A 22021-nucleotide genomic window follows, 5' to 3' on the forward strand; every position below is an offset into this window, starting at 1 on the left:
CGCATCCCGCGGTGGCCCAGGCGGCCGTCGTCGCCCGTACCGACACTCCCGGAGACACCCGCCTGATCGCCTACATCATCCCCGAAACCACCACCCCCGACTCAACCACCCCCACCACCACCGTCACAGACACCCCCACCACCGTCACAGACACCGCCACCCTGACCGCCGCCCTGCGAGCCCACACCGCCGCCCACCTCCCCGCCTACATGATCCCCGCAGCCTTCGTCCCCTTGCCCGAACTCCCCCTGACCATCAACGGCAAACTCAACCGAGCCGCACTCCCCACCCCCGAATACGCCGCAGCCGACACCGGACGCGCCCCGGCGACGGCGGCGGAAGACGCCATGTGTGAGGCCTTCGCCGAAGTCCTCGGTGTCGAACGCGTCAACGTCGACGACGACTTCTTCGCCCTCGGCGGACACTCACTCCTGGCCGTGGCGCTGGTCCAACGACTGCGCCTCCGTGGCTTCAACCTCTCGGTCCGCGCCGTGTTCGAAGCCCCGACCCCCGCCGGACTCGTCACCCGCCTCGACCTGCCCTACGCGGGCAACGAACTGGACGTGCTCCTCCCCATCCGGCCCGGCGGAAGCAAGCCGCCGTTCTTCTGCGTACATCCGGCCGGCGGACTCAGCTGGTGTTACATGCCGCTGTCCCAGTACGTGCCGGAGGAGTATCCGCTCTACGGGCTCCAGGCCCGGGGCGTCCGGGAGTCGGGCGACCCGGCGGGCTCCGTCAAGGAGATGGCGGCGGACTACATCCGGCACATGAGGTCGGTCCAGGCGACCGGCCCGTACCACCTGCTGGGCTGGTCGTTCGGTGGCATCATCGCCCACGAGATCGCGGTACAGCTGCGGGCGGCCGGCCAGGAAGTCGGGGCGCTGGTCTCCCTGGACGCGGTGCCGCCGAAGCAGAGTGAACCGAGGTCCGACGACGAAGCGCGGGAAGACGCGCCCGCGCCCGGCCCGGATCGCGGCGAGGCGGAGTTGGAGGCGGAGTTCGAGGGGGAGGAGAGGCATCGCAGGCCCGGCAACCTGCGCATGTTCCAGAACGCCGCCAGGCTCCTGCGGCAGCACGAGGTGGGTGTCTTCGACGGCGACCTGCTTCTTCTGTCCGCCGGTGAAGGAAAGCCGGAGGACGCCGCCCCTGGTGCGGCGGCCTGGGAGGAGAACGTCTCCGGTCAGGTGACGGAGACCCATCTCCCCTGCAAGCACACGGAGATGGCCCGCCCGGAGGTGCTGGCGCAGGTCTGGCGCGGTATCTCCGACTGGCTGGGCCTGGAGAACGCCGCCGACTCGGAAGACCTTGGCCGCTAGAGGGACGTCAGAGAACCCACGAAAGCGAACGACAAAGGGAGGCGACGGCATGGCGACACGCTCGGCCGACTGGGAGTCGATATACCGGGCGGCGGAACTCGCGCCGTGGGAGGTCGGCCGCCCGCAGGCGGCGGTGGTGCGTCTCGCCGAGGCCGGTCTGCTGTCGTCCGGGCGGGTGCTCGACGCGGGCTGCGGCACAGGGGACCATACGCTGCTGGCGGCTCACCAGGGCGCTGACGCCACGGGCGTCGACTGCTCGGCGACCGCCATCGGCAGAGCGCGGCGGAAGGCGGAGGAGCGCGGGGTGTCTGCTCGCTTCGAGGTCGGCGACGTGCTCGACCTCGCCGGCCTCGGGACGTCCTTCGACACGGTCGTCGACGTCGGGATGTTCCACGTCCTCGACGACGAGGAGCGCCGACGTTACGTGGAGAGTCTGGCGTCGGCGACGCAGCCGGGAGGCACGTGCTATCTGATGTGCTTCAGTGACCGCCAGGCCGGTGCGCTCGGCCCGCGCCGGGTACGGCAGGAGGAGCTGGTCGAAGCCTTCGCGGAGGGATGGACGGTGGCCGACATCGCGGGGACGACCTTCGCGATCGCCCCGCGGTTCGGCGGCGAGGCCCACGCCTGGCTGGCGACCATCCACCGGACGACCTCTTGATCAACCCGTGCGACAGTCCGGTCGATCAACCCGGTCGATCAACCCGTGCGATAGTCCGGCCACCCCGACGGCGAAGGCCCGCTGCCGCCCCCCTCTCGGCCTGAAGTCCGTTGCGTCAAGGCTCAGTTCACGCCTGTTTACGCGTCCTGGTCTGTGTCCGCTCGTCCAGTTCCCGGGCGAACTCGTACCAGGCCTCGGCGTACTGCCGTGCCAGCTTCACGACGAGTTCCCGGCAGTGGGCCGGTACGGCGACGCTCAGTTCGGAGGACATGGTCATCGCGTTCTGCTGCAACAGGCGCAGCAGGTTCCGGCCGTCCTCGTTGTGGCGTAGGGAAGGGTCCCGCAGCAGCTTTCTGAGGACCGGTGTGGGATCCACCTGCTCCAGCCGTCGCAGCTTCCGCCCGGCGTCGTGACCGAGGTCCTGCCCCGTCCCGGCGTCGGATCCCGCGCCCGCCTCCGCTCCGTCCTCCCGGCGGCCGGGCGTGCCGCATCCCTCCGGCACGGGCAGTTCGCCGACCGCCAGGCGTTTGCGTACGTCGCTCACGGTCGCCGGTGAGATTCCGGCGATCCGCGCCACCTCCCGCAGTGAGGCATCCGGACGCCGGGCCAGTACTTCCGCGGCTCTGAGGCGTCCCTCGGCCCGATTGAGCGGGCGTGTCCTGCCGTCGCTGCCGACCCTGGCGCTCACCTGGGTCAACGGGTCGGCCGAATCGCGCCGGATGGCCGCGACCGTCTTCGTTCCCAGGCCCGAGGCCCGCGCGATGGCGCGGTCGGACATGTGGGGGTGTGAGGCGATGATGCGTGCCGCAGCCGCTTTGCGGTCGGCGTGCGACAAGGGGAGACCGTGTGTCACATTGGCCGTGACGGCGCGGAGGAAGGCGTCCTCGGGAGTCCCGTCGAAGAACTCGACCTCGATCCTCTCCTGCCCCCGCAACAGCGTGGCGAGCAGCCGGTGCATGCCGTCGATCACCCGCATGCTGTGGCGATCGACCAGGATGGGAGGCAGCGGCTCGTCCAACTCCGCCAGCCGGGTGATGTGTTCCTCGCTCTGCCCCGTCGAACGCGGTGAGTCGCCGGGCAGTAAGGAGGAGATGTGAATCGTCTGAACTCCCGGTGCGTACGACCCCACCCCGTTGGTGGCCCGAATCGAATCGTCGGCCGTTCCGCTGTCAGCTTCGTCTAGTAATCCGGTAGGTGCCTGGTTCAAGTTTCTTCACTCCCGCGGAGGAATCACTCAGGACACAGCTCTGTCTTGACGCTTGGAGGGCGTCTTGACGCTTGCAAGGCGTGGAGAGAGTCAGCGACGGTCGGCTCTCGACAGGACCGTGTCTCTGTCGGTGCCGGCGGCGCGAAGCCGTAACTGCCGGGACGGTCGCGGTGGTCTGACAGCAGAACTGAGCCACGGGTGAACCATGAGCGCCTTCCCACCGCCGGGGGCACGGTGCCGTCTCGTTACGACGAACGGGGGTACGGACCATTGTTGAGACCTGTTGGCTTTCGTGTCTAGAGTGTGTCGCCCATGCGTTGGAGCATGGCGTAGTACTCCAGTTGCGCCTCGGCGGCTGTTCGCGGCTCGTCTCCGCCCCGCCCGCTCCCCTCCCACTCTTCTCCCGTTCCCCGTCCGGGGCTTCGGAACAACATCCTCAGGTGTCGGCCTCCTTCGGATTGGTTTGACGCCTCTTTGTATAACCGCTATCTATTGGTGGTCGCTGAGGAGGGCGGTCTGGTGCAGGACGTGGTGCTGGCGCTGCTGGTCAAGGAGCCGTCGCACGGCTACGACCTGCGCAGGCGGCTGGCGGCGGCGCTCGGACCGTTGGGAGAGACACTGAACGCGGGGCAGATCTACGTCACGCTCACCCGGCTGGAGAAGGCCGGGCTGGTCGTCCAGGAACGTGAGGACGTGCCGGTGCGCGGCCCCCGGCGCAAGGTGTACGCGCTGACCGCGGCCGGGCAGGAGCGGGCGGCCGCGTGGATGACCGAGGGCGGCGGGCCCAAAGCGGACGTGGCGGAGTTCCACCTGAAACTGGTGGCCGCCGGTGTGTCGGGTCTGGCCGACCCGGTCGCGCTCGTCGAGGCCCGGCGGCGGGAGCTGCTGCGCAGCCTCGCCGAGGCCCAGCACGCCGCTCTCCTGGAGGACACGGATTCAGAGGCCGGGCTGCTTCTGGAGGGCATCGCGCTCCGGTTGCAGGCCGATCTGCGCTGGCTGGAGGCGTGCGAGCGGACCTGGTCCACCCGCGCCCCGCGTGGGAAAGGCGGAGCATTCGGATGACGAACGACGGTCGGCGGGCCAGGGGCCGGTCACGGCGCAGGGGCGCGGACGACGGTCCGGGCCCGGCACCGGTCGGGCACGGGTCCGACGTCGGGGGCGACGTGCGCGCACCGGTACTGCGGGCTCTCGGTCTGACGCGGGTCTACGGGGAGGACGAGAGCGCGGTGTGGGCCGTCGACGGCGTCGACCTCGACGTACCCGCCGGGCAGACGCTCGCCGTGACCGGACCCAGCGGCTGCGGCAAGTCGACGCTGCTTCAACTCCTCGGCGGGCTCGACCGCCCCAGTGACGGCGAGGTCTGGCTCGGCGGCCGGCGCATCGACGAGCTCGGCGAGCGGGCGCTGGCCAGGCTGCGGCGCCGCGCCGTCGGCTTCGTCTTCCAGGACTTCCATCTGATGGACGAGTTGACCGCCGCGGAGAACATCGAGCTGCCCGCGCTGCTGGCCGGCGCCTCACCGCGCACCGCCCGGAACCGCGCCGTCGGACTCCTTGACCGGGTCGGGCTCACGGACCGGGCCCGGCATCTGCCCTCCGAGCTGTCCGGTGGCCAGCGGCAGCGGGTCGCCATCGCCCGCGCCCTGGTCAACGAGCCGCTGGTGGTCCTCGCGGACGAACCCACCGGCAACCTGGACAGCGCCGCGACCCACGACATCCTGCGGCTCTTCGACGAACTGCGCGCCGGCGGGCAGACCCTGATCACGGTCACCCATGACGAGCGGGTGGCCGCCACGGCGGACCGCGTCGTCTCCCTGCGCGACGGCACGCTGGCAGGCGACACCCGCCTCGGCGGCGGCGGTGGCAGCGGCAACGAGTTCGGCGCGCTGCTGAGCTGGGAGGGCTGACCGTGGGACGCCTGCTGCTGATCTGGCGTCTGGCCGTGCGCGACATGCGCCGCCGTCCCGGTGAGTCCGTGATGTTCGTGGTCGCCGTCACCGCCGCCATCGCCTCGCTGACCCTCGGACTCTCGACCAACGACGCCGTCACCACGGCGTACCTGAAGACCCGCGAGGCCACCGACGGCCCCGACATCGTCGCCATCACGACGGCCAAGGATCCCTCCGGCCTGGCCGGACGGCTGGAGCGGACCCCCGGGGTGGCCGAGCAGGCCGATCCGGTCTTCGCCTTCGAGACCAAGATCCGGACGAACGGCCACACCGCCCGTTCCGCGATCGAGGGGCGCGGTGACGAACCGGCCAAGGTCGACCAGCCGCTGGTGACTTCCGGTACGTGGGTGCGTTCCGGCGGCGCGGTGGTCGAGCGGGGCTTCGCGCAGACGCTCGACCTGCACGTCGGCGACCGCGTCACCATCAGCGGGCGCGACTACCCCGTCGTGGGCCTCGCCATCAGCGCGGCCACCCCGGTGTATCCGTGGAACGACTGGGCCCAGGGGCCCGGGACGTCCGACTACGGCGGCGGCAGGATCTGGCTCACCACCGCCGACACCCGCGCCGCCGCGGGCGACACGTCGGGCGTCCACCTGTTCCATCTGAAGCTGAAGGACCCGGCCGCGACCCTGACCTGGCGGGAAACCGTCTTCACCGACGAGCGCAGGGGCCCCGAATGGGTCAACACCCACCACTGGCAGGGCATCCTCCGCACCGACGCGAGCATGATCAAATTCGCTCAGCCCGCCCTGGTCGTCGGCGGCTGGCTGCTCGCCTCGGCCGCCCTCGTCACCCTCGCCGCGCTCGCCGCCGTACGCGCCACCCGTGACAACCGGCGTGCCGGGCTGCTCAAGGCCGTCGGCGCGGGCCCCGGCCACGTCGCCGCCGTCCTGCTGGCGCAGTACCTGCTGCTGACCGTGGTGGCCACCGCCCTCGGGCTGACCGCCGGGACCCTGTCCGCACCCGAACTGGCCGATCCCGGTGCCGGGTTGCTCAACACCGTCAGCGGCCCGACCACCGACACCGTCGTGGCCGCCGTGTTCCTCGCCGTCCTGGTCTCCCTGGCCGGGACGCTCGGCCCCGTCGTCCGCGCCGCACGCTCCAGCACCGTCCACTCCCTGGCCGACTCGGCGCACCTGTCCACCCATCACCCCCGGCTGAACGCCATGACGGCACACCTGCCCACCGCGCTCCTGGTCGGCATCCGGCTGCTCGCGCGCCGACCCGGCCGGGCCGCCCTGACCGCCATCGGTACGGCGACCACCAGCCTCCTGATCACCGCGGTACTCGCCTTCCACGCGGCACCCGACACCAGTACCGCCTACGCGCCGGACAACCCCCTCGCGGCACGCAACCTCGTGACCAGCCAGGCGCTGCACGGCGTCACCCTCGTCCTGGTGGCGCTGTCCGCGCTCAACACGATCTTCCTCGGCTGGAGCACCGCCGTGCAGGCCCGGCGCGCCCTGGCCATCACCCGCACCCTCGGCGCCACCCCCCGCCAGGTGGTCACGGCCCTGTGCGCCGCACAACTCCTGCCCGCCCTGCCCGGGCTGGTGGTGGGCATGCCGAGCGGACTGCTCGTGTACTGGCTGGTCAGCCCCGAGATGGCCATGCCCCCGACGACGTGGCTGCTCGCCGCCGCCCTCGGCGTCCTCCTGGCCGTCGGAGCCCTGACCGCCCTGCCCGCCTGGGCCCACACCCGCATCCCGGCCGGCCGCGCCCTCAACGCCGAACCGGCCTGAGCCGTGGCGACCGACACGAAGGCCTCCCTCATGGCCCTCTCGGCTGTCTCGGCTGTCTCGGCTGGAGAGCTCGCACCCGCTGCCGTGGCGTCGCGTGCAACGCATCCGGTCGGATCGTCAGCGACCGAAATGCGCATGAGCCGCCCAAAGACCGGGCGACAGCGGATGCCGGGCTCTCACGGCGACGACTGCCTCGTGCAGGGCCCGGGCCGGTTCGGTGACATCCGGGGGCCTGGTGCCGTCCGCCGTCAGCCGGGCGTAGACGGCCGCAGCGATGCGGGCACCCGTGCTGCCCTGGATCTTCCACAGGCTGCCGATGACGTTGCGGTATCCGGCGGTCTGGAAGGCCGCGGTGATGTGCAGCGCCTCGTCGACGAACCTCGGCGCGGTGCCAGTGGTCTCGCAGGCCGAGAGATAGGCCAGGTCCGCGTGCGGTAGGTCGAGTTGCCAGACGTCGGCCACCGTCAACGGGCGCGTCCCGTGGTCGTGGAGCAAGAGTCTGCTGTATCCCCTGCCCCGTGTGTCGCTGATCCCGTGGCAGATGAAGTGGGCGACCGAGCAGCGGCCCATGGCGGTCATCACCGCGCGCCGGGTCGCGTCGGAGCCGTGGAGGAGCGTGGCGCCGGGGAGCAGGCGTCGCAGGGCGTCGCTCTCTTCCTCGGCCGAGTACAGGGCAGGCGCCCCCGGCGTGTGCGGCAGCGCGACGATCAGCGCGTCCCGTTCGGGGGACACCTCGGTGGAGGTGGCATCCGCGCGCGGTGCCTCGGCGGTCCCGGTATCTCCACCGGCACCCGTCGCCCGGCGTGCGTAGGCCAGCGCCCCGATGGTGGGGGTATAGGAGGTGACAGCGCGGTCGAGGACCGACGGCCCACCGCCGGTTTCGTCGTGGCGCTCGGCCGCGTGCAGTGGGAGGAAGGCCATGATGCCGACCGGACACCACCACAGCCGGGGCAGGGTTGTGCCCTCGGGGGGAGGAACGCTCATGGCACAGGCGTCGAGCACGGGCGACACCACGGTGTCCCACAGATCACCGAGCACCTTGCCCAGGTCGCCTTGGGCCGTCCGTCGGCCGCCGTAGCCGGGCTCGCCGTAGATCCGCGTGCAGGCCGACCGCAGGCGTACGACCATGTCCATGGCCTGATCCCACGACAGCCCAGGCAGTTCGACGATCTCGACCGGATGGTCGTCACGCCGATGCAGGACGAGCGCGTCGCTGCGCAGTGGGCCCGCGTAGACCGTGACGACGGGGCCCTCGGCGGCCTCGGCCCGCAATTCCTCGAGGGTGGGCGGGAGCAGGAAGCGTGAGAGGGCGTCATGGGAGCGTCTGATACGGACCAGCAGCTCCGCCCAGTCGTCCGCGAGTTCCCTCTGGCGCCGGGCGGCGGCGTCGTCGGACAGGGCGGGGTCGAGACCGGGTGCGGTGCTGGAGTGGGAGACGCTCTGAGCCGCTCGGGTCCGGGAGCGGAGGACGCGGAACTCCTCGGCGAGGCTCGGATCGTGACGCGCTAGGGCGTCCGGAGCAGTGCGGGTTCCCACCAGCTCGGACTGGAGCAGGGAGCGTGACTGTTCCAGCAGTTCCAGGGCCCTTCCGGGGCGCCCCGCGGCGGTGGCGGCGCCCGCCGCCTCGGCGGCCAGCCCGGCCACCGACCCGAGGCCGGCTTCCCGGTCCTCACGGAAGAGTTCGCGGGGCGCGATCCTGGGCAGCAGCTCGACGGCCTGTTCGAAGGCGGCGACGGCGTTGGTGTAGTGGCCGGCCAGATGTGCCGCCCGGCCGGCCAGCCGCGCGGCCGCGATGCGATCCTTCACCCTCGCTCCCGTGCGTCCGACGGCACCTGCCATCAGCCCGTCGTGCGCCGCTTCGAGTGCCGCGCGCCCCAGCTCGGGCCGAGGATGGGCGCTGCCGAGCGTGAACAGGGCCTGCCCGAGAGTACGGACCGCGGAGGACATCAGGGTGGATTCCTCGGGCAGCAGTGCCACCGCTCTGCGGGCAGCGGCCACCGCTTCCTCGAAGGGTGCCAGGCTGCTCGCGTCCGCAGCCGCCTCCTTCGTCCCCACCTCGCACAGGGCCTGCGACAGGATCAGCAGCGCTGCGGCCAGATCCGGGTCGTCCTCGTCCAGCGCGGCCACCGCCGAGCGGCAGATGCCGAGGGCCTCCCGTGCGCCCGCGGGATCGGCGCCGCTCCGAGCCGCGTCCAGCAGCAGTCGGGCCAGGTCGTACAGGTTCCCGGCGTAGTGCGGGTGGTCGGGTGGGCAGCTGCTCACGGCAAGCCGTGCGAGCGTGATTGCCTCGGCGAGCGGTGCGGGGTCCTGTTCGTACGTGGAGAGCATGTGCAGGGCGTTGACCAGCCTGTTGATCACCGTAACGCGGTCCGCCCGGCCCTGCGTCGTGGCCGCCAGTGCACGGCGGCCCGCCTCCACGGCGCTCAGCAGAGACTGCAGGTCGCCGTCCCGGTCGTGGCGCAGCCGCAGCGCGAGGCACAGGTCCGCGAGAGCGGTGACGCCCATGGGCCCCGAAGACGCCTCGCGTGCGACGGCCACGGTATGGCGGACGTACTCCTCCAGGCAGGCGTCCTCGCCGGTGTCGCTGTACAGCAGCCGTAAGGACGCCGCGAGTCCGGACAGGCACACGATACGGTCCAGACGGTCGTCGCCGGCGGTCTCCACGGCTTCTCGTGCAGCCGCGACCGCAGCATGCGTCAGTGTCCGGTCGCCGGTGCGTGCGGCCAACGCCCGCAGCGCGCTGCCGTGGTTGGACAGGGCGACCGCTCGGCGCGGATCGTCAGCGTGGAAGGCCGCGATCGTCGCCTGCCCCATCGCGATCGCCTCGTCCGCGACGCCGTGGTCACCGGTGCGTACGAACAGGGACACCAGCGCATTCTGCAGATTGCCCGTCACGATGGCACGCAGCGGGTCCCGGCGGTCCTGGGTGAGCGTCTCCGCCGCCCTGCCCACCATCACCGCCTCGTCCAGAGCGGCACGTTCACGGGTGTCCTCGCCGTACAGCGAGTGCAGGGAGTTGCACAGGTTTGCCATGCGGCCCGGTCGTCGGGGGTCCTCGTCGCCCGAGCGCAGCACGGCCTCGCGGTTCGCCTCGACCGCTTCGGCCAGCAGGTGGGTACCTCCCTGCCGCTGGTGCAGTTCCTCCAGGGCCGCACCGAGATTCGACAGCAGGGCGACGTGCGACGGCAGGCCGGCCGCCGCGGCCCGGCCGCGCGCCGCGCGGCCGGTCTCGACGGCCTCGGTCAGCAACTCGGTCTCCCCGGTCCGCAGAAACAGGGTGTACAGGGCGCCGGTCAACTGGAAGAAGAGGGTGTCACGTGCCTGTGGGGCGGCGACGGCCTTCCTGAGCTCACGGACGGCGTGTCGCAGGACGTCCGGATCCTCCGTGCGCCGGTACGTGTCCAACAGCTCGCCTATGGACTCGGGAACCGTCACGTGTGCCCCCCGTGCTGTCGCATTCTCCACCTCATCGCATGACTACCCTTCGTACTCTTTACACTGCGCAGAGCGAGCCGTGCAGGGGAACGACCCAGGTACGGACAGTCATGAATCCCCGGGGCCGGTGGGCCCGCAGGTGAATGGAAGCGAACCGTGTCGACGGAATACCCTGGCGAGAACGCTGAGTCCCACCCCGAGTTCCCTCCGGAGGAAGCTCAACCGCTGGCGGAGCTCGGACTGTTCCTTGTGGACGATGTCCGCTCCTGGGAAGCGCATCCCACGGGGGCGGCGGTCGGCAACATTGTCTTCCACGGCTGGCGGGTACGGCCACTGCCACGTACGCAGTCCGGACCGTCGGGCCGGGCCGCGTATCTCGTGAGGGCCCATTACGACGTGGACTTCGACCCCGAGATGCCGGGACCACGCTGGGCCGAGGCGGGCTTCTCGTTCGACGCCGGGGACCTCGTCGTCACCGCAGCACTGCCCGCCCGCGTGGCCGGACCCCAGCCGGAACGGACCTACATACTGACGCACGCCCTGGACTTCACCTTGCCGGAGGCGAACGGTCCGGATGGCGCGGGCCCGGCCGGTCACGGCGGCTCCGGCGGTGACGGCTGGCTCGCACGCGTGCCGCTGCCCGCGCTGACGCCGGACATCACCGTCTTCGGGGTCGGGGGACGCGCCTGTCGCTGGCGTCATAGCACGGTGGACGGCAGCGAAGTCCGGCTGGGCTCGCACGTGGGGTGGATCGTCCTCCTGGTGCCGGACGGCTGCGACGAGGTGCACGTCACCGCGACGGCGGGCTACGCCCTCACCGAGGAGGCGGCGATGGGTATGCGACCCCACGCGGGCACCGGCGAGTTCACCATACGGCTCCCCGTGCCCACCCCCGTGGTGCCCGAGCCGTTGGAGCCTGCCACGTCGCGAGGCCCGACGTGGGCGTCCGGCCACAGGCAGGAGGTTGCCCGGAGCAACACCGAGGTGCGCATGGGCTTCGGCGTCGACGTGGTCGGGTACTCCCAGCGGGACGCCCCGGGCAGGTCGGCACTCCAGACGCGGCTCGACCGACTCGTGCGGGAAATCCTCGAGGACCTCGGATTCGACCTGACACGCCTGGAGCACCAGCCCAGCGGCGATGGCATGAACGTCGTGCTGCCTCTGGAGACCGACATCACTCAGGCGCTACCAGCGCTGATCAACGCGACGGCGGCCCGGCTCAGCCGGGACAACGAGCGCCATGCCGACCGGATGCGACTGCGGATGGCCTGCGAAGCCGGCACGTTCAGGGCAGGCGCCAACGGCTATGAGGGCGAAGCGGTCCTGGGCTTCAGCCGTCTGCTGGACAGCCCGCCGTTGCGCAACGCCCTGAGGCCCCACCGGGATGTCGAACTCGGCGTGCTGATCAGCGAGTTTCTCTACAATCAGGTACTGGCTCCGGGGTATCCCGGGCTCAACGCGGAATACTTCACCCGCGTGACTGCGGTGGTGAAGGGGTACCAGGCGGACGCCTGGCTGTACACGTCTCCCGGTGAAGGGAGCACGAGGTGACCACCCGTTGACCGGGGCCGGATGACCTCTCGGTCGCCAGCCGTGGTCAGGCGAACGCTGCTGCCAGGACGACCAGGCAGAGGCCGAGAGCGAACGAGGCGAGGGACAGTTGCAGGCGTCGGTGCTTGCTCCAGGCAATCTTGCTCATGACGATCAGCTGACGGCTGAGAGCAGGGAGCGGCTCGGTGCACCGGAGGGACTCCGCGAGCTCGTCGGCCTCACGGTGCATCAAGTGACCGAAGTAGACGAAATTGTCGCGGGCTTCGGCCCGGAGTGAGGCGGCTCGAAGGCGGGGTACGACGACGAGTGCGGCGAAAGCGGCCGCGATCATGATGAGCGTGCAGCCGGACCAGAGCAGGCAACGGGGCGTCCAGCCCTGCAGATCGGCGAAGATGTTGCCGTTCCCGGAGAGCGCGATGATCCCGGCTCCGGCGGCCGATTCGAGGGTGAGGGCGAACGAGGCCTTGGCATCGACCCGGGCCGTCCACTCGCCCACCGCCGCGTGGATGCGCCAGGCCGTGTCCACGGCCTTCTCCTCGGCGCCGGCGCGCACCGCGTCCCCGCCGGACATCAGGCCGTCCACCAGTGAGGGAGGGGCAGGAACATTGTCGGTGTCCTCCTCGCGCGCGTCGCCCGGTCCTGGCTGGAACCGTGTGCTGGGGGCATACCCAATTCCGGTCGGACAGTGACGCAACACTCGGCCGGATCTGCGCACCGATGTTCGCCGCCCCGGCCATGGGCGGACCCACCAGGCGGCGCTCGACTGCATCGGCATCCACGCCCACCCATGCGACAACGTCGGCCTTCAAGACCACGACCGGGTCTTGAAGGCCGATTCACGCAAGGCCTGACGGGAGTTGATCGCAGCCGGGAGCGTGTCCGCGTTCCTGGCGCCGGGCACCGGGAGGTGCTGTTCCCGCCAAAGCTGTTCCGGGGCTCCGGCTACTTGGCGACCCGGATCTCCACGAGCATGTGGTCGCGGCCCTCGGGGTCCGCGGTCTCGCCCACGGGGGTCCAGGTGTTCTTGCCGATCTCGTAGGACTTCTCCTCGGTGCCGACGGTCATGTCGACCGTGGTGGAGTAGTCGTTGCCCTTGACCGAGAAGACGGCGGGGATCTCCAGGGTCAGCCAGCCCTCGGTGCCCACAGTGTTGAAGCAGATCTTTTCGGCCCTGTCGCGGGCCAGGAGCTCCAACTGCCCGGTCCCCGTCACGCAGTCGGCGAGCGTGATGTGACCGTCGCCCCGCTTCAGGACGATGTTCTGCTCCGCCAGGATCTTGTCGGCCAAGGGGTAGTTGAAGTCCTCCACGGCATAGCCGGGGGCGCCCTCCGCGACCAGGGCGGCGGTGTCGGCTGCCTCTGCGGATTCCGTGCCTCCGCTCTGCACGCCGCCGATCACCGCGATACAGGCCAGTGCGCCACCGGCGGCGGCGCCGATTACCCGTACCGTGAGCCGCATTCTCCGCGGCCTTCCACCGTTGGTGCTGATTTCCTTCATTGCATCCCTAATTTCGTAGCCACCGGCCGGACTTGAAAAACCATCGGTCGCGAAACCGGTCGCGAACAGGAGAAGCTGCACACGTGAAAGGAAAGCCCCCCTTGCGCACCATGGGCGCGCCTCCGCGACGCGCTGTTCGAACCCCCGGTGATCGTCATCGGCTCTGGCATCCCAGCACGGCGACCCACCCATGTCCAGCGCAGAGAACTGCTCATATCTGGACATTGGAAGCGGGTAATGCATGACCTACGTCACATCGAGAAAAGGCTGTACGGGCTGAGGTAATGGTTGAGTAAAGAATCTGCTGAACCGTCAGATCTGGACAGCTAACTGCCCTGTTGAAGCCTCCGTAGGTCCAACTCCCGCAGATTGTTTGCAACGTTGATACTGTTCACGACTTGTGGCGGGCCTCGATCCACGGATTCGCCGTCCGTCACGGCGCGAAATCCGACACGTCAGCGCACTACTCGTAGAAGGACAAGTCTCGAATGCAGAATGCTTTCTGGAGCAGACGCCGCGTCCTCGGCGCGCTCGCGGCCGCGACCGCTGTCGCCGCCACTCCCTCGGTCCTGCGGCCGGCCGTCGCCGCGGCCGCCCCGACAGCAGGCGCCGACCCGGTGCCGCTGCCGGACACCGAGCGCGCCAAGGCCGTCCGCGCGTGGCTGACCGGCGGCAAGGGCGTCAAAGCGGCCGCCACCACGGCGCTCTACGGGACCGACACCGAGATCCAGACCTTCCTCGCCGAGACGCTGCCGCAGCAGACCGTGCAGGACAACCGGGTCGCGATCGTCAGCAGCCTGGACCGTGCGGGCAAGGGCCTGCGACGCGAGGCGGTCGCCGCCCTGGACAACGGCGACGAAGCGATAGCCGGCTTCCTCTCGGACGGCTTCGCCCCCGCCATGCTGGAGGACTTCCGGGTCGCCACCAGCATCGTCGCGTCCACCGGCAACAGGGCCGTGGTCCGCGAGGCCAACGCCGCGCTCGACACCGGCACCGAGAAGGCCCTCGTCGACTTCCTCGGCGACGGGCAGTACGACGCGCGGATGGAGGACACCCGGGTCCAGGTCACCACCATGCTGACGACCGGCGGCCCCGAGGTGCAGAAGTACGCGGACCGCGCGCTCAGCGGCACCGCCAAGGACGTCGAGTGGTTCATCGAGACCGGCCAGCACATCGCGCGCGCCCGCGACCAGGAGGCGGCGACCATCGAGGAACTGGTGGCCGTCGTCGAGCGCGAGGGCAGGCGCGCCGAGGCCGAGACGAACCTGGCCGTCGAGGCCGGGGCCCGCGCAGAGACCGCCGCCACCAAGGCGAGGGAAGCCGCCGAAAAGGCCGCCGCCGAGGCCGCCGCCGCCCAGCGCGACGTGCAGAAGTCGGGGGCCGCGGCCCGCAAGGCGGCGAGCGCGGCGAAGGGCGCGGCCGACGCCGCCCGTAACGCCGTCAACGCCTCCAACGCCGCCGTGAATGCATCCCGCCGCGCCTCCTGGGCCGCCGCAGGCGCCGCCCAGGCCGCCGCGAAGGCCGGCAACGCCGCCGCCCGCGCCTACAACGCCGCGATCGCCGCGTCCAAGGACGCCGGCAAGGCGGAGTACGCCAAGAACGCCGCGGTCGCCGCCCGCAACGCCGCCGCCAAGGCCCGCAGCGCCGCCGCCGCTGCCGAGAAGGCCGCCCGCGCCGGCGACGCGTCCTCGGCCGCCGGCGCGGCCGCCGCCTCCGCCGCCCGCAACTCGGCCGCCGCCGCGAACGCCGCCGCCCAGGCGGCCGTCTCCGCCGGTGCCGCCCAGGCGGAGGCCAACGAGGCCAAGCGTCAGGCCGCCATCGCCACCAGCGCCGCCAACCGCGCCACCAACGCCGCCTCCGCCGCCCAGGCACTGGCGACCGCCGCCGCCAAGGCGGCCCGCACCGCCCGCGACGCCGCCAACTCCGCCGCCGACCACGCCGACAAGGCCGCGGACGCCGCCGAGGAGGCCGTGAAGTACGCGGGTCAGGCCGTCGACTACGCCAACAAGTCGACCGCCCACGCCGCGACGGCCGTGAAGGCCGCCAACCTCGCCACCAAGGCCGTCAGCGACGCCATCGAGGTGGAGAAGAACGCCCGCGCCGCCGAGGCGCAGACCCTGGCGCAGGACAAGCAGCAGGCCATCGAGGAGGCCCAGCAGCTCGCCGCCATCGAGCAGACCGAGCTCTCCGACGTCCGCGAGAAGCGGCTGATGGCGGAGCGCACCACCCAGGCGACCAAGGACCTCATCTCCAAGGCGGAGGAGGCCCTGTACTCCGGCGACATGTCGGTCGCGGCGACCCTGGGCCGGAAGGCCGCGATCGCCCTGATGGACGCCCGCGGGGCAAACACCCGGCAGGCCGCCCAGCACGCCCTCGCCGGCTCCGACGACGACGTCTACGCCTGGATCGACCTCGACCGAGCCCTCGCAGAGACGCAGGACGACCGCGAGACCACCCTCCACGTGGCGACGATCGGCGGACCGAAGGTCGCCGAGGCGGCCGCCGCGGCGCTGGAGAGCACCGACTCCAAGGCCGTCGGTGACTTCCTCACCGGCGGCATGAAGCGCGCCTCGGACGAGGACCTGCGCGTCGCCATCATCAAGATCATCTCCGAGGGTGCGGGCAAGGCCGTCAACGAGGCCGCCAACGACGCGCTCGAGAAGAACAACACCGAATCCCTCAACTACTTCTTCGACCATGCCTATCCGCTGGCCGTCCAGGAGGACGACCGGGTCCGGGCCAACGAGCTGATCAAGACGGGGGGCGCCTTCACCAAGGCCTACGCGGAGGTCGCGCTCGAAGGGCCGCAGTGGATGCTGCGCAACTTCATCACCGTGGTCCAGTACCGCACGTCGCAGCTCGACTTCGACACCGCCGCCCACGTCGCCGCTGTCCGCGGGGCCATCGCAGCCGCCGCGAAGGTCGCGGAGAAGGCGCAGGAGGACGCGGCCCTCGCCTCGAAGGCCGCCGCCAACGCCCGCAACGCCGCGGCCGAGGCCCAGAAGTGGGCGCAGAAGGCGCTCGATTCCGCCGCCAAGGCCGAGGACTACGCCCAGCAGGCGCGGGACAACGCCAACGCCGCCGACAAGTCGGCCGCCGACGCCCGGGCCTCCGCCAACACGGCGAAGAACGCCGCCGCCACCGCCCGCGGCGCCGCCCGCTCCGCCAACTACTCGGCCAACAAGGCCGTCGACTCGGCGCGCTCGGCCCTCGCCTCCTCCGCCCAGGCCCAGCGCTCCGCCGCCGCGGCCCGCGCCTCCGAGCTCGCCGCCTCCGCCGACGCGACGGCCGCCGCCGCCGCGTACGCCCAGGCGAAGCAGATCGCGGCCGCCAAGAAGCGGGCCGAGGAGATCGCGAAGGCCAAGGCAGCCGCGCGCAAGGCCAAGGAGGAGCGCGACGCCAAGCGGGACCCGGCGAACAACGGCAAGAACGACAAGGTCAACCCGAACGGCACCGCGGACGGCGACGCCGACGAGTGGTGGAACGACGCCCAGTTCTACGCCGACGCCGCCAACGTGGTCAGCATCGGCGCCGGGTTCCTGGCGGCCGGCTGTGCCCTCGCGGCCATCGTCTTCCCGCCGGCCCTCGCCGCGGCCGGCTTCTTCGCCGCCGTCTCCACGGGCGCGGGCGCCCTCGGCACCATCTTCACGGGCATCGAACACGGCTTCACCAGCGGCGCCTTCTGGGAGTCCGCCGTCGGTACGGGCCTGAGCCTGGTCTCCTTCGGCGCCTACAAGTGGGTCGGCGCCGCCGACAAGGCGCTCGGCGGCGGCCTCGTCAAGCCTGTCGTCAGCAAGATCACAGACACCGGCGAGGACCTGGTCTCGGGCATCACGAAGGGCCTCAGCGACCTCTACGACCTGGCGGCCTGATCCCGCCCGTTCGCTACTCCAGGGGGCGTCGCAATCAAGCGGCGCCCCCTGCCTCCCGCCTCTCACCTCTCACCGAAAGGTCCTGCCTCCGTGCATGGAATACGTGGCGGGCGCGCCACAAGGAGACGCGCCCGTTCGACGGTTCTGACCGTCCTCACCGCCCTCACCCTCGTCGTCACGACAGCCGCGACGAGTCAGGCGGCCGAGCCGCCCGCGACGGCGAAGGCCTCGGCCACCACCAAGTCCGCAGCGCCCAGCGCGGAGACCACCGAGACCAGCCCGTTCGCATCCGCTTCCGGTGAGGACTGCACCGCCACCGCGCCGGGCTCCAAGGAGCGCCGCGCGGGCGCGGTCGAGTCCTGTGTGACGGTCACCCCTGCCCCTGCGAAGGCGAAGACCCGAGCAGCCGGCGCCCCTGCCGCCGCTGCCGCCGCCGGAAGCTGCGACATCACCAACCCCGGCAACTACAGCTACGAGCGCTTCTCGTACTGCGTGACCGGCATCAACGTCACCTACATCCTCCGCGACAGCAGGGGTCTGGAGATCGGACGCGGCACCCTGGCGGTCTCGACCGGCGCCGACCTGTCCGCGACCGCCACGACCTGGAGCGAGCAGGTCACCGTCACCATGACAGGCGCCTCCGGTGATGTCACCGCCCTGAACGCCAAGTTCCGCGTGTCCTGCGGCGCCGGCTGCACGGCCACCAAGACCGCCCCCTGGTACGGCGGCGCCATCACCCTCGGCCAGACCCTGACCGGAAACGTCACCTACTCCTCGCCCCAGACGACGGGCTCTTCCGCCTCCTTCCTCACGTCCTACGCGATGTTCGTGACGTCCCCGGGTGCGACGGCCACCGACCCGAACGCGTCGTGGGACAACGCGCGTCAGGTGAGGTGCGACGACGCGGTCGGCGGTACTTCGGTGGCGGGTTGTGCCGTTCCCTCCGAGATGGCCGTCGTGCCGATGAAGGCGACGAGCTCGGACGCGGGCGGCGTCGTGGCCACCTACGGCTGGGCCCAGAAGAACCTCAACGGCGCCTGGGGCAAGAAGGGCAGCCCGCTGACCCGGTCGACGACCGGCGTGGCTGGCCGCACGGCCGCCACCTGTGGGGGCTTCACGGCCCAGCCCGAGCTCGTCGACACCGACTCCTGCGCCGACTTCCCCTTCGGGGAGGCGAAGGAGGGCGGTGCGCCCGGCGACCGGTGCGTCGACGTGATCCCCAACCTCGGCAACGGGGAATGGGACACCTACGTCCTGAACGACGGCCATGTCCTGGACCCCGCCTCTCCCTGCGTGCAGTCCCATGTCACTCCCGCGGAGAAGCAGTTCGCCGCAACGCAGCTCGCCGAAGGATTCACGGACCAGCGGGTGATCGACGGCGACGCGTTCGAGCTGCCGGTCTCGACGCCGGACACGACGGGGCAGGCCAGGTGCCTGAGCAACCCCGCCCCTACCCCTTCGATCCCCAACGGTGACGGCTGGTTCAGGAACGAGACCGAGCCGGTTCCGTTCGTCAACCAGACCGACCACGCGGACGGGCCCGGACTGCGGCCTGCCCGGGCGCAGGGGTGCATTGCTCGCAAGCGCGGCAAGGGAACCGGAACCAGCAATCCCGTTACCGGCATGAAGGACGCGGAGGCATACAAGACGGCGAACGGCCTCACCTACGACCAGTCCCGGTGCCATCTCATCCCGAGCGTCCTCGGCGGAAAGGGTACGAGCGAGCTCACGCGGCGCAACCTCGTCCCCTGCTGGCAGAGCGGGATGAACACAGGCACGCCCAGCATGCGGACGTACGAGAAGATGGCCGAGGACCTGGTCAAGGGCGATATCGCCCTCTTCGGGCCGGCCGACGCGATTTTCTACGAGGTGACGCCCGTCTATAGGTACGCGAACAGCACCGTCCCGACCGGTGTCACGATGAGAGCGACGATCCAACGGGCGAACGGGACAACCGAGGAACTGTTCCCGAACGTCTACGTCACCAACACCTACACCAACACTGGGTTGCACAACCTCGGTAACTGATTTCACCCAGATCGCGCCAACGGGAGCCGACATGAGTTTCACGACCCCACCGCGGCCGTTCGACATCGCCGCACTCTTCCCTGAGCTGGCCCCGCTGGCGCGCACGGCGACCCGGCTGCACCCGCGGCCGGGGTCGCCGACGGTGCACGACAGCTCTGTCGGCGGGCCGCTCCTGTGGCCCGCCGACGAGCCATGGCCGTACTGCGACGAGCCGCACGACAGCCGCGCGACGAGCGCGGTGCACTCCCCGGACGACGTCCGGCTCTTTCGCCGCAGGCAGGAGGCAGTGGCCGAGCGGCTGCGCCTCGACCCCCAGGCACCCGCAGTCACCCCCGAGGAACTGGTGGCCGCGAAGCGGTTCCGCGAGGGGCGCCCGTGGTTTGACGGCCCGATCCCCCTCCTCCCCGTCGCCCAGCTCTACGCTCGAGACATCCCCTTTACGTGCCCACCCGACGCGGACCTCCTCCAGGTCCTGTGGTGCCCCTTCGACCACGAGAAGGCCGCCCATCCCCGTACGGCCCTCTTCTGGCGCTCCGCCACCACCGTCACCGACGTCCTCGACGCATCGCCCGAGCCGCCGATCATCCAGTCCATGCACTACCTCCCGGAGCCGTGCCTGTTCTCACCGGAGCAGGTCACCGATTATCCCAACCCGTCGGAACTGAGCGATGAGCTTCGGGACCTGTTGGACGACATGAGCCGCTGGGAGACGATCGTCCCCGCGCGGTACAACACGTACGCGGACGACCCGGGCGAGCTCTATCTGAACAACCTCTCCACCGCACCCGGTTGGAAGACCGGCGGCTGGACTCGCTGGAGCCCCACCGATCCCGTCAACCGCTCCTGCCCCGAGTGCGGCACCGAAGAGGTGCCGCTCCTCACCATCGCCTCCTCGGAATGGGACGGCGGCAGCGAGACATGGATCGCCGAGGAGGACCGGACGACCCCGGCCCCGCATCATCTGGGCGCGGAGGACGCCAACTTCACCCTGATCGACATCACCGGCGGTAACAACCTCCAGCTCCACGCCTGCCCGGCCGACCCGACCCACCCCCACATCGAGCTGCTCCAGTGACCACCCCACCGCGGCCTGTCGCCTGCCCCACCAGCCTGGTTCGCAACGACCCTCGAGTCCGAGGCGTGCCAGTGTAGAGTGAAGAACGCCCTTGACCTGCACAAAGCAGGCAGGGAGCTGTCTTCCAGGAGTCCAACATGCTGCGCACCATGTTCAAGTCCAAGATCCACCGCGCCACCGTCACCCAGGCCGACCTGCACTACGTGGGATCGGTGACCATCGACGCCGATCTGCTCGACGCCGCCGACCTGCTGCCCGGGGAACTGGTGCACATCGTGGACATCACCAACGGGGCCCGGCTGGAGACGTACGTCATCGAGGGCGAGCGGGGGTCCGGGGTGGTCGGGATCAACGGGGCCGCCGCGCATCTCGTGCACCCCGGTGACCTGGTGATCATCATCAGCTACGCCCAGGTCACCGACGCCGAGGCGCGGGCGCTGCGGCCGCGGGTCGTGCACGTGGACGGCGACAACCGTATCGTCGCCCTGGGTGCCGACGCGTCCGAGCCGGTGCCCGGTTCGGACCAGGAGCGCAGCCCGCAGGCCGTGTCGGTCTGACGTACCGATCCAGGGGACGAGGAGCGTGGCCGTGAGCGACATCGAGATCCGTGACGACCGGGCGGCGGGCCGGCTGGAGGCGCTCGCGGCCGGCGAGGTCGTCGGCCGGGTCGAGTACTTCGTCCTGGACGCTCCCGAGCGGGCCCTCGTGCCCGTCCACACCATCGTCGAACCGGACCACGAGGGCCGGGGCATCGCGGGCTCGCTGGCGCGTGAGCTGTACGTCCTCGCGCGCCGCGAGGACGTCGCCGTCGCCCCGCTCTGCCCGTACGTCGTGAAATGGGCCGAGCGCCACCCCGACGAGGCGCCCGCCGCCGATCCGGAGCTGCTGCGCGCGGCCAAGGAGTGGCTCGTGGCGCACCCCGAGCGGTTCTGACCCGGACCCGAGGGACGAAAGACGAAGGACGAAAGACGAAGGACGAGGGACAAAGGGAGCGCGCTTGCTGGCACTGCTGCACACCTCGCCCGTCCACGTCCCGGTCTTCGACGCCCTGCGCGACGCGGCGCACCCGGGACTGGAGCTGCGGCACCACGTCGACGCCGGGTTGCTGGAGCGGTCGCGGCGCGAGGGGCCCGAGGCCGTGACGGACGCCGTGCGCGGCGCATTGCGGCGGGCCGTGGGGGAGGGGGCGCGCGCCGTGCTGTGCACCTGCTCCACCATCGGTGCCGTCGCCGAAGGCGCCGCCGGCGAGGCCGGGGTGCCGGTGCTGCGGGTCGACCGGCCCATGGCCGCCGCCGCGGTGGCCGCCGGTCCACGCGTCGTCGTCCTCGCCGCCCTGGAGAGCACGCTCGCTCCGACGGCGGCACTCGTCGAGGAGGAGGCCCGGCGCGCCGGCCGCGCCGTGCTGCTGCGGACCCGGCTGGTCGAGGGCGCCTGGGCGCGGTTCGAGGCCGGTGACACCGAGGGCTACCTGCGGCTGGTGGCCGGGGCCGCCGACGCCGTCACCGGTGCCGACGTGATCGTCTTGGCCCAGGCATCCATGGCACCGGCCCGGGAGTCGGCCGGCACCCGCGTCCCGGTGCTCGCCAGCCCCGCCCCCGGACTGGCCGCCGGAGCGGAGGCGGCACGCCTCGGCCACCTGGGCCCGGGGGTTCATGCGGGGGAGTGAGTGCGGAGGCGGGCGTCGGGTAGGCGGG

16 protein-coding genes are annotated in these 22021 nt (G+C 71.1%); 12 read left to right on the plus strand and 4 right to left on the minus strand.

Translation table 11 applies throughout. The annotated features are described in order from the left end of the window. Together ACFC1X_RS13070 and ACFC1X_RS13075 are read left to right on the plus strand one after the other, a co-directional pair. The coding region (locus ACFC1X_RS13070) for an alpha/beta fold hydrolase (protein WP_376352205.1) at positions 1-1316 on the plus strand (1316 nt) is incomplete at its 5' end. Between the two features lie 49 nt (positions 1317-1365). Beyond that, positions 1366-1974, plus strand: a complete 609-nt coding sequence (locus ACFC1X_RS13075) for an SAM-dependent methyltransferase (RefSeq protein WP_376352208.1) — start codon at positions 1366-1368, stop codon at positions 1972-1974. A 127-nt stretch (positions 1975-2101) separates the two neighbouring features. On the opposite strand, the gene ACFC1X_RS13080 is transcribed toward ACFC1X_RS13075, so the two are convergent. Further along, entirely contained in the window at positions 2102-3181 is a 1080-nt protein-coding gene (locus ACFC1X_RS13080; RefSeq protein ID WP_376352211.1) for a transcriptional regulator, read from the minus strand. A gap of 519 nt (positions 3182-3700) precedes the next feature. On the opposite strand from ACFC1X_RS13080, the gene ACFC1X_RS13085 reads away from it, so the two are divergent. The 3 genes from ACFC1X_RS13085 to ACFC1X_RS13095 are packed head-to-tail and all read left to right on the plus strand — an operon-like array spanning position 3701 to position 6869. Continuing rightward, a complete protein-coding gene (locus ACFC1X_RS13085; protein ID WP_376352213.1) occupies positions 3701-4243 on the plus strand; it encodes a PadR family transcriptional regulator in 543 nt (180 codons plus the stop codon). Further along, positions 4240-5085 (plus strand): ABC transporter ATP-binding protein, encoded by an 846-nt coding sequence (locus ACFC1X_RS13090; protein ID WP_376352216.1) that lies wholly within the window; start codon positions 4240-4242, stop codon positions 5083-5085. Before ACFC1X_RS13085 ends, ACFC1X_RS13090 begins: the two co-directional genes overlap by 4 nt. Positions 5086-5087: 2 nt before the next feature. After that, positions 5088-6869, plus strand: a complete 1782-nt coding sequence (locus ACFC1X_RS13095) for an ABC transporter permease (protein ID WP_376352218.1) — start codon at positions 5088-5090, stop codon at positions 6867-6869. A gap of 117 nt (positions 6870-6986) precedes the next feature. Here the strand turns inward: ACFC1X_RS13095 and ACFC1X_RS13100 are convergent, their stop codons facing one another. Continuing rightward, positions 6987-10304, minus strand: a complete 3318-nt coding sequence (locus ACFC1X_RS13100; RefSeq protein ID WP_376352221.1) for a CHAT domain-containing protein — start codon at positions 10302-10304, stop codon at positions 6987-6989. A gap of 396 nt (positions 10305-10700) precedes the next feature. On the opposite strand from ACFC1X_RS13100, the gene ACFC1X_RS13105 reads away from it, so the two are divergent. Further along, entirely contained in the window at positions 10701-11855 is a 1155-nt protein-coding gene (locus tag ACFC1X_RS13105; protein ID WP_376352223.1) for a hypothetical protein, read from the plus strand. A gap of 46 nt (positions 11856-11901) precedes the next feature. On the opposite strand, the gene ACFC1X_RS13110 is transcribed toward ACFC1X_RS13105, so the two are convergent. Further along, positions 11902-12426, minus strand: a complete 525-nt coding sequence (locus ACFC1X_RS13110) for a Pycsar system effector family protein (RefSeq protein WP_376352225.1) — start codon at positions 12424-12426, stop codon at positions 11902-11904. Between the two features lie 371 nt (positions 12427-12797). Then, a complete protein-coding gene (locus tag ACFC1X_RS13115) occupies positions 12798-13313 on the minus strand; it encodes a hypothetical protein (RefSeq protein ID WP_376352227.1) in 516 nt (171 codons plus the stop codon). Between the two features lie 527 nt (positions 13314-13840). On the opposite strand from ACFC1X_RS13115, the gene ACFC1X_RS13120 reads away from it, so the two are divergent. From ACFC1X_RS13120 to ACFC1X_RS13145, 6 genes are all read left to right on the plus strand, one after another. Next, positions 13841-17224 (plus strand): ALF repeat-containing protein, encoded by a 3384-nt coding sequence (locus ACFC1X_RS13120; RefSeq protein ID WP_376352229.1) that lies wholly within the window; start codon positions 13841-13843, stop codon positions 17222-17224. 90 nt (positions 17225-17314) lie between these two features. Then, entirely contained in the window at positions 17315-19252 is a 1938-nt protein-coding gene (locus ACFC1X_RS13125) for a DNA/RNA non-specific endonuclease (RefSeq protein WP_376352232.1), read from the plus strand. Positions 19253-19283: 31 nt separating this feature from the next. Then, positions 19284-20327 carry a hypothetical protein gene (locus ACFC1X_RS13130; RefSeq protein ID WP_376352235.1) on the plus strand — a complete coding sequence of 348 codons (1044 nt, stop codon included), beginning with the start codon at positions 19284-19286 and terminating at the stop codon, positions 20325-20327. 137 nt (positions 20328-20464) lie between these two features. Then, positions 20465-20884 (plus strand): aspartate 1-decarboxylase, encoded by a 420-nt coding sequence (gene panD, locus ACFC1X_RS13135; RefSeq protein ID WP_161326811.1) that lies wholly within the window; start codon positions 20465-20467, stop codon positions 20882-20884. Positions 20885-20915: 31 nt separating this feature from the next. Then, positions 20916-21260 (plus strand): GNAT family N-acetyltransferase, encoded by a 345-nt coding sequence (locus ACFC1X_RS13140; RefSeq protein WP_376352238.1) that lies wholly within the window; start codon positions 20916-20918, stop codon positions 21258-21260. A 64-nt stretch (positions 21261-21324) separates the two neighbouring features. Further along, positions 21325-21993 carry an aspartate/glutamate racemase family protein gene (locus ACFC1X_RS13145; protein ID WP_376352241.1) on the plus strand — a complete coding sequence of 223 codons (669 nt, stop codon included), beginning with the start codon at positions 21325-21327 and terminating at the stop codon, positions 21991-21993. Positions 21994-22021: the final 28 nt, after the last annotated feature.

The organism is Streptomyces sp. NPDC056128, from assembly GCF_042263835.1.
Classification (GTDB): Bacteria; Actinomycetota; Actinomycetes; order Streptomycetales; family Streptomycetaceae; genus Streptomyces.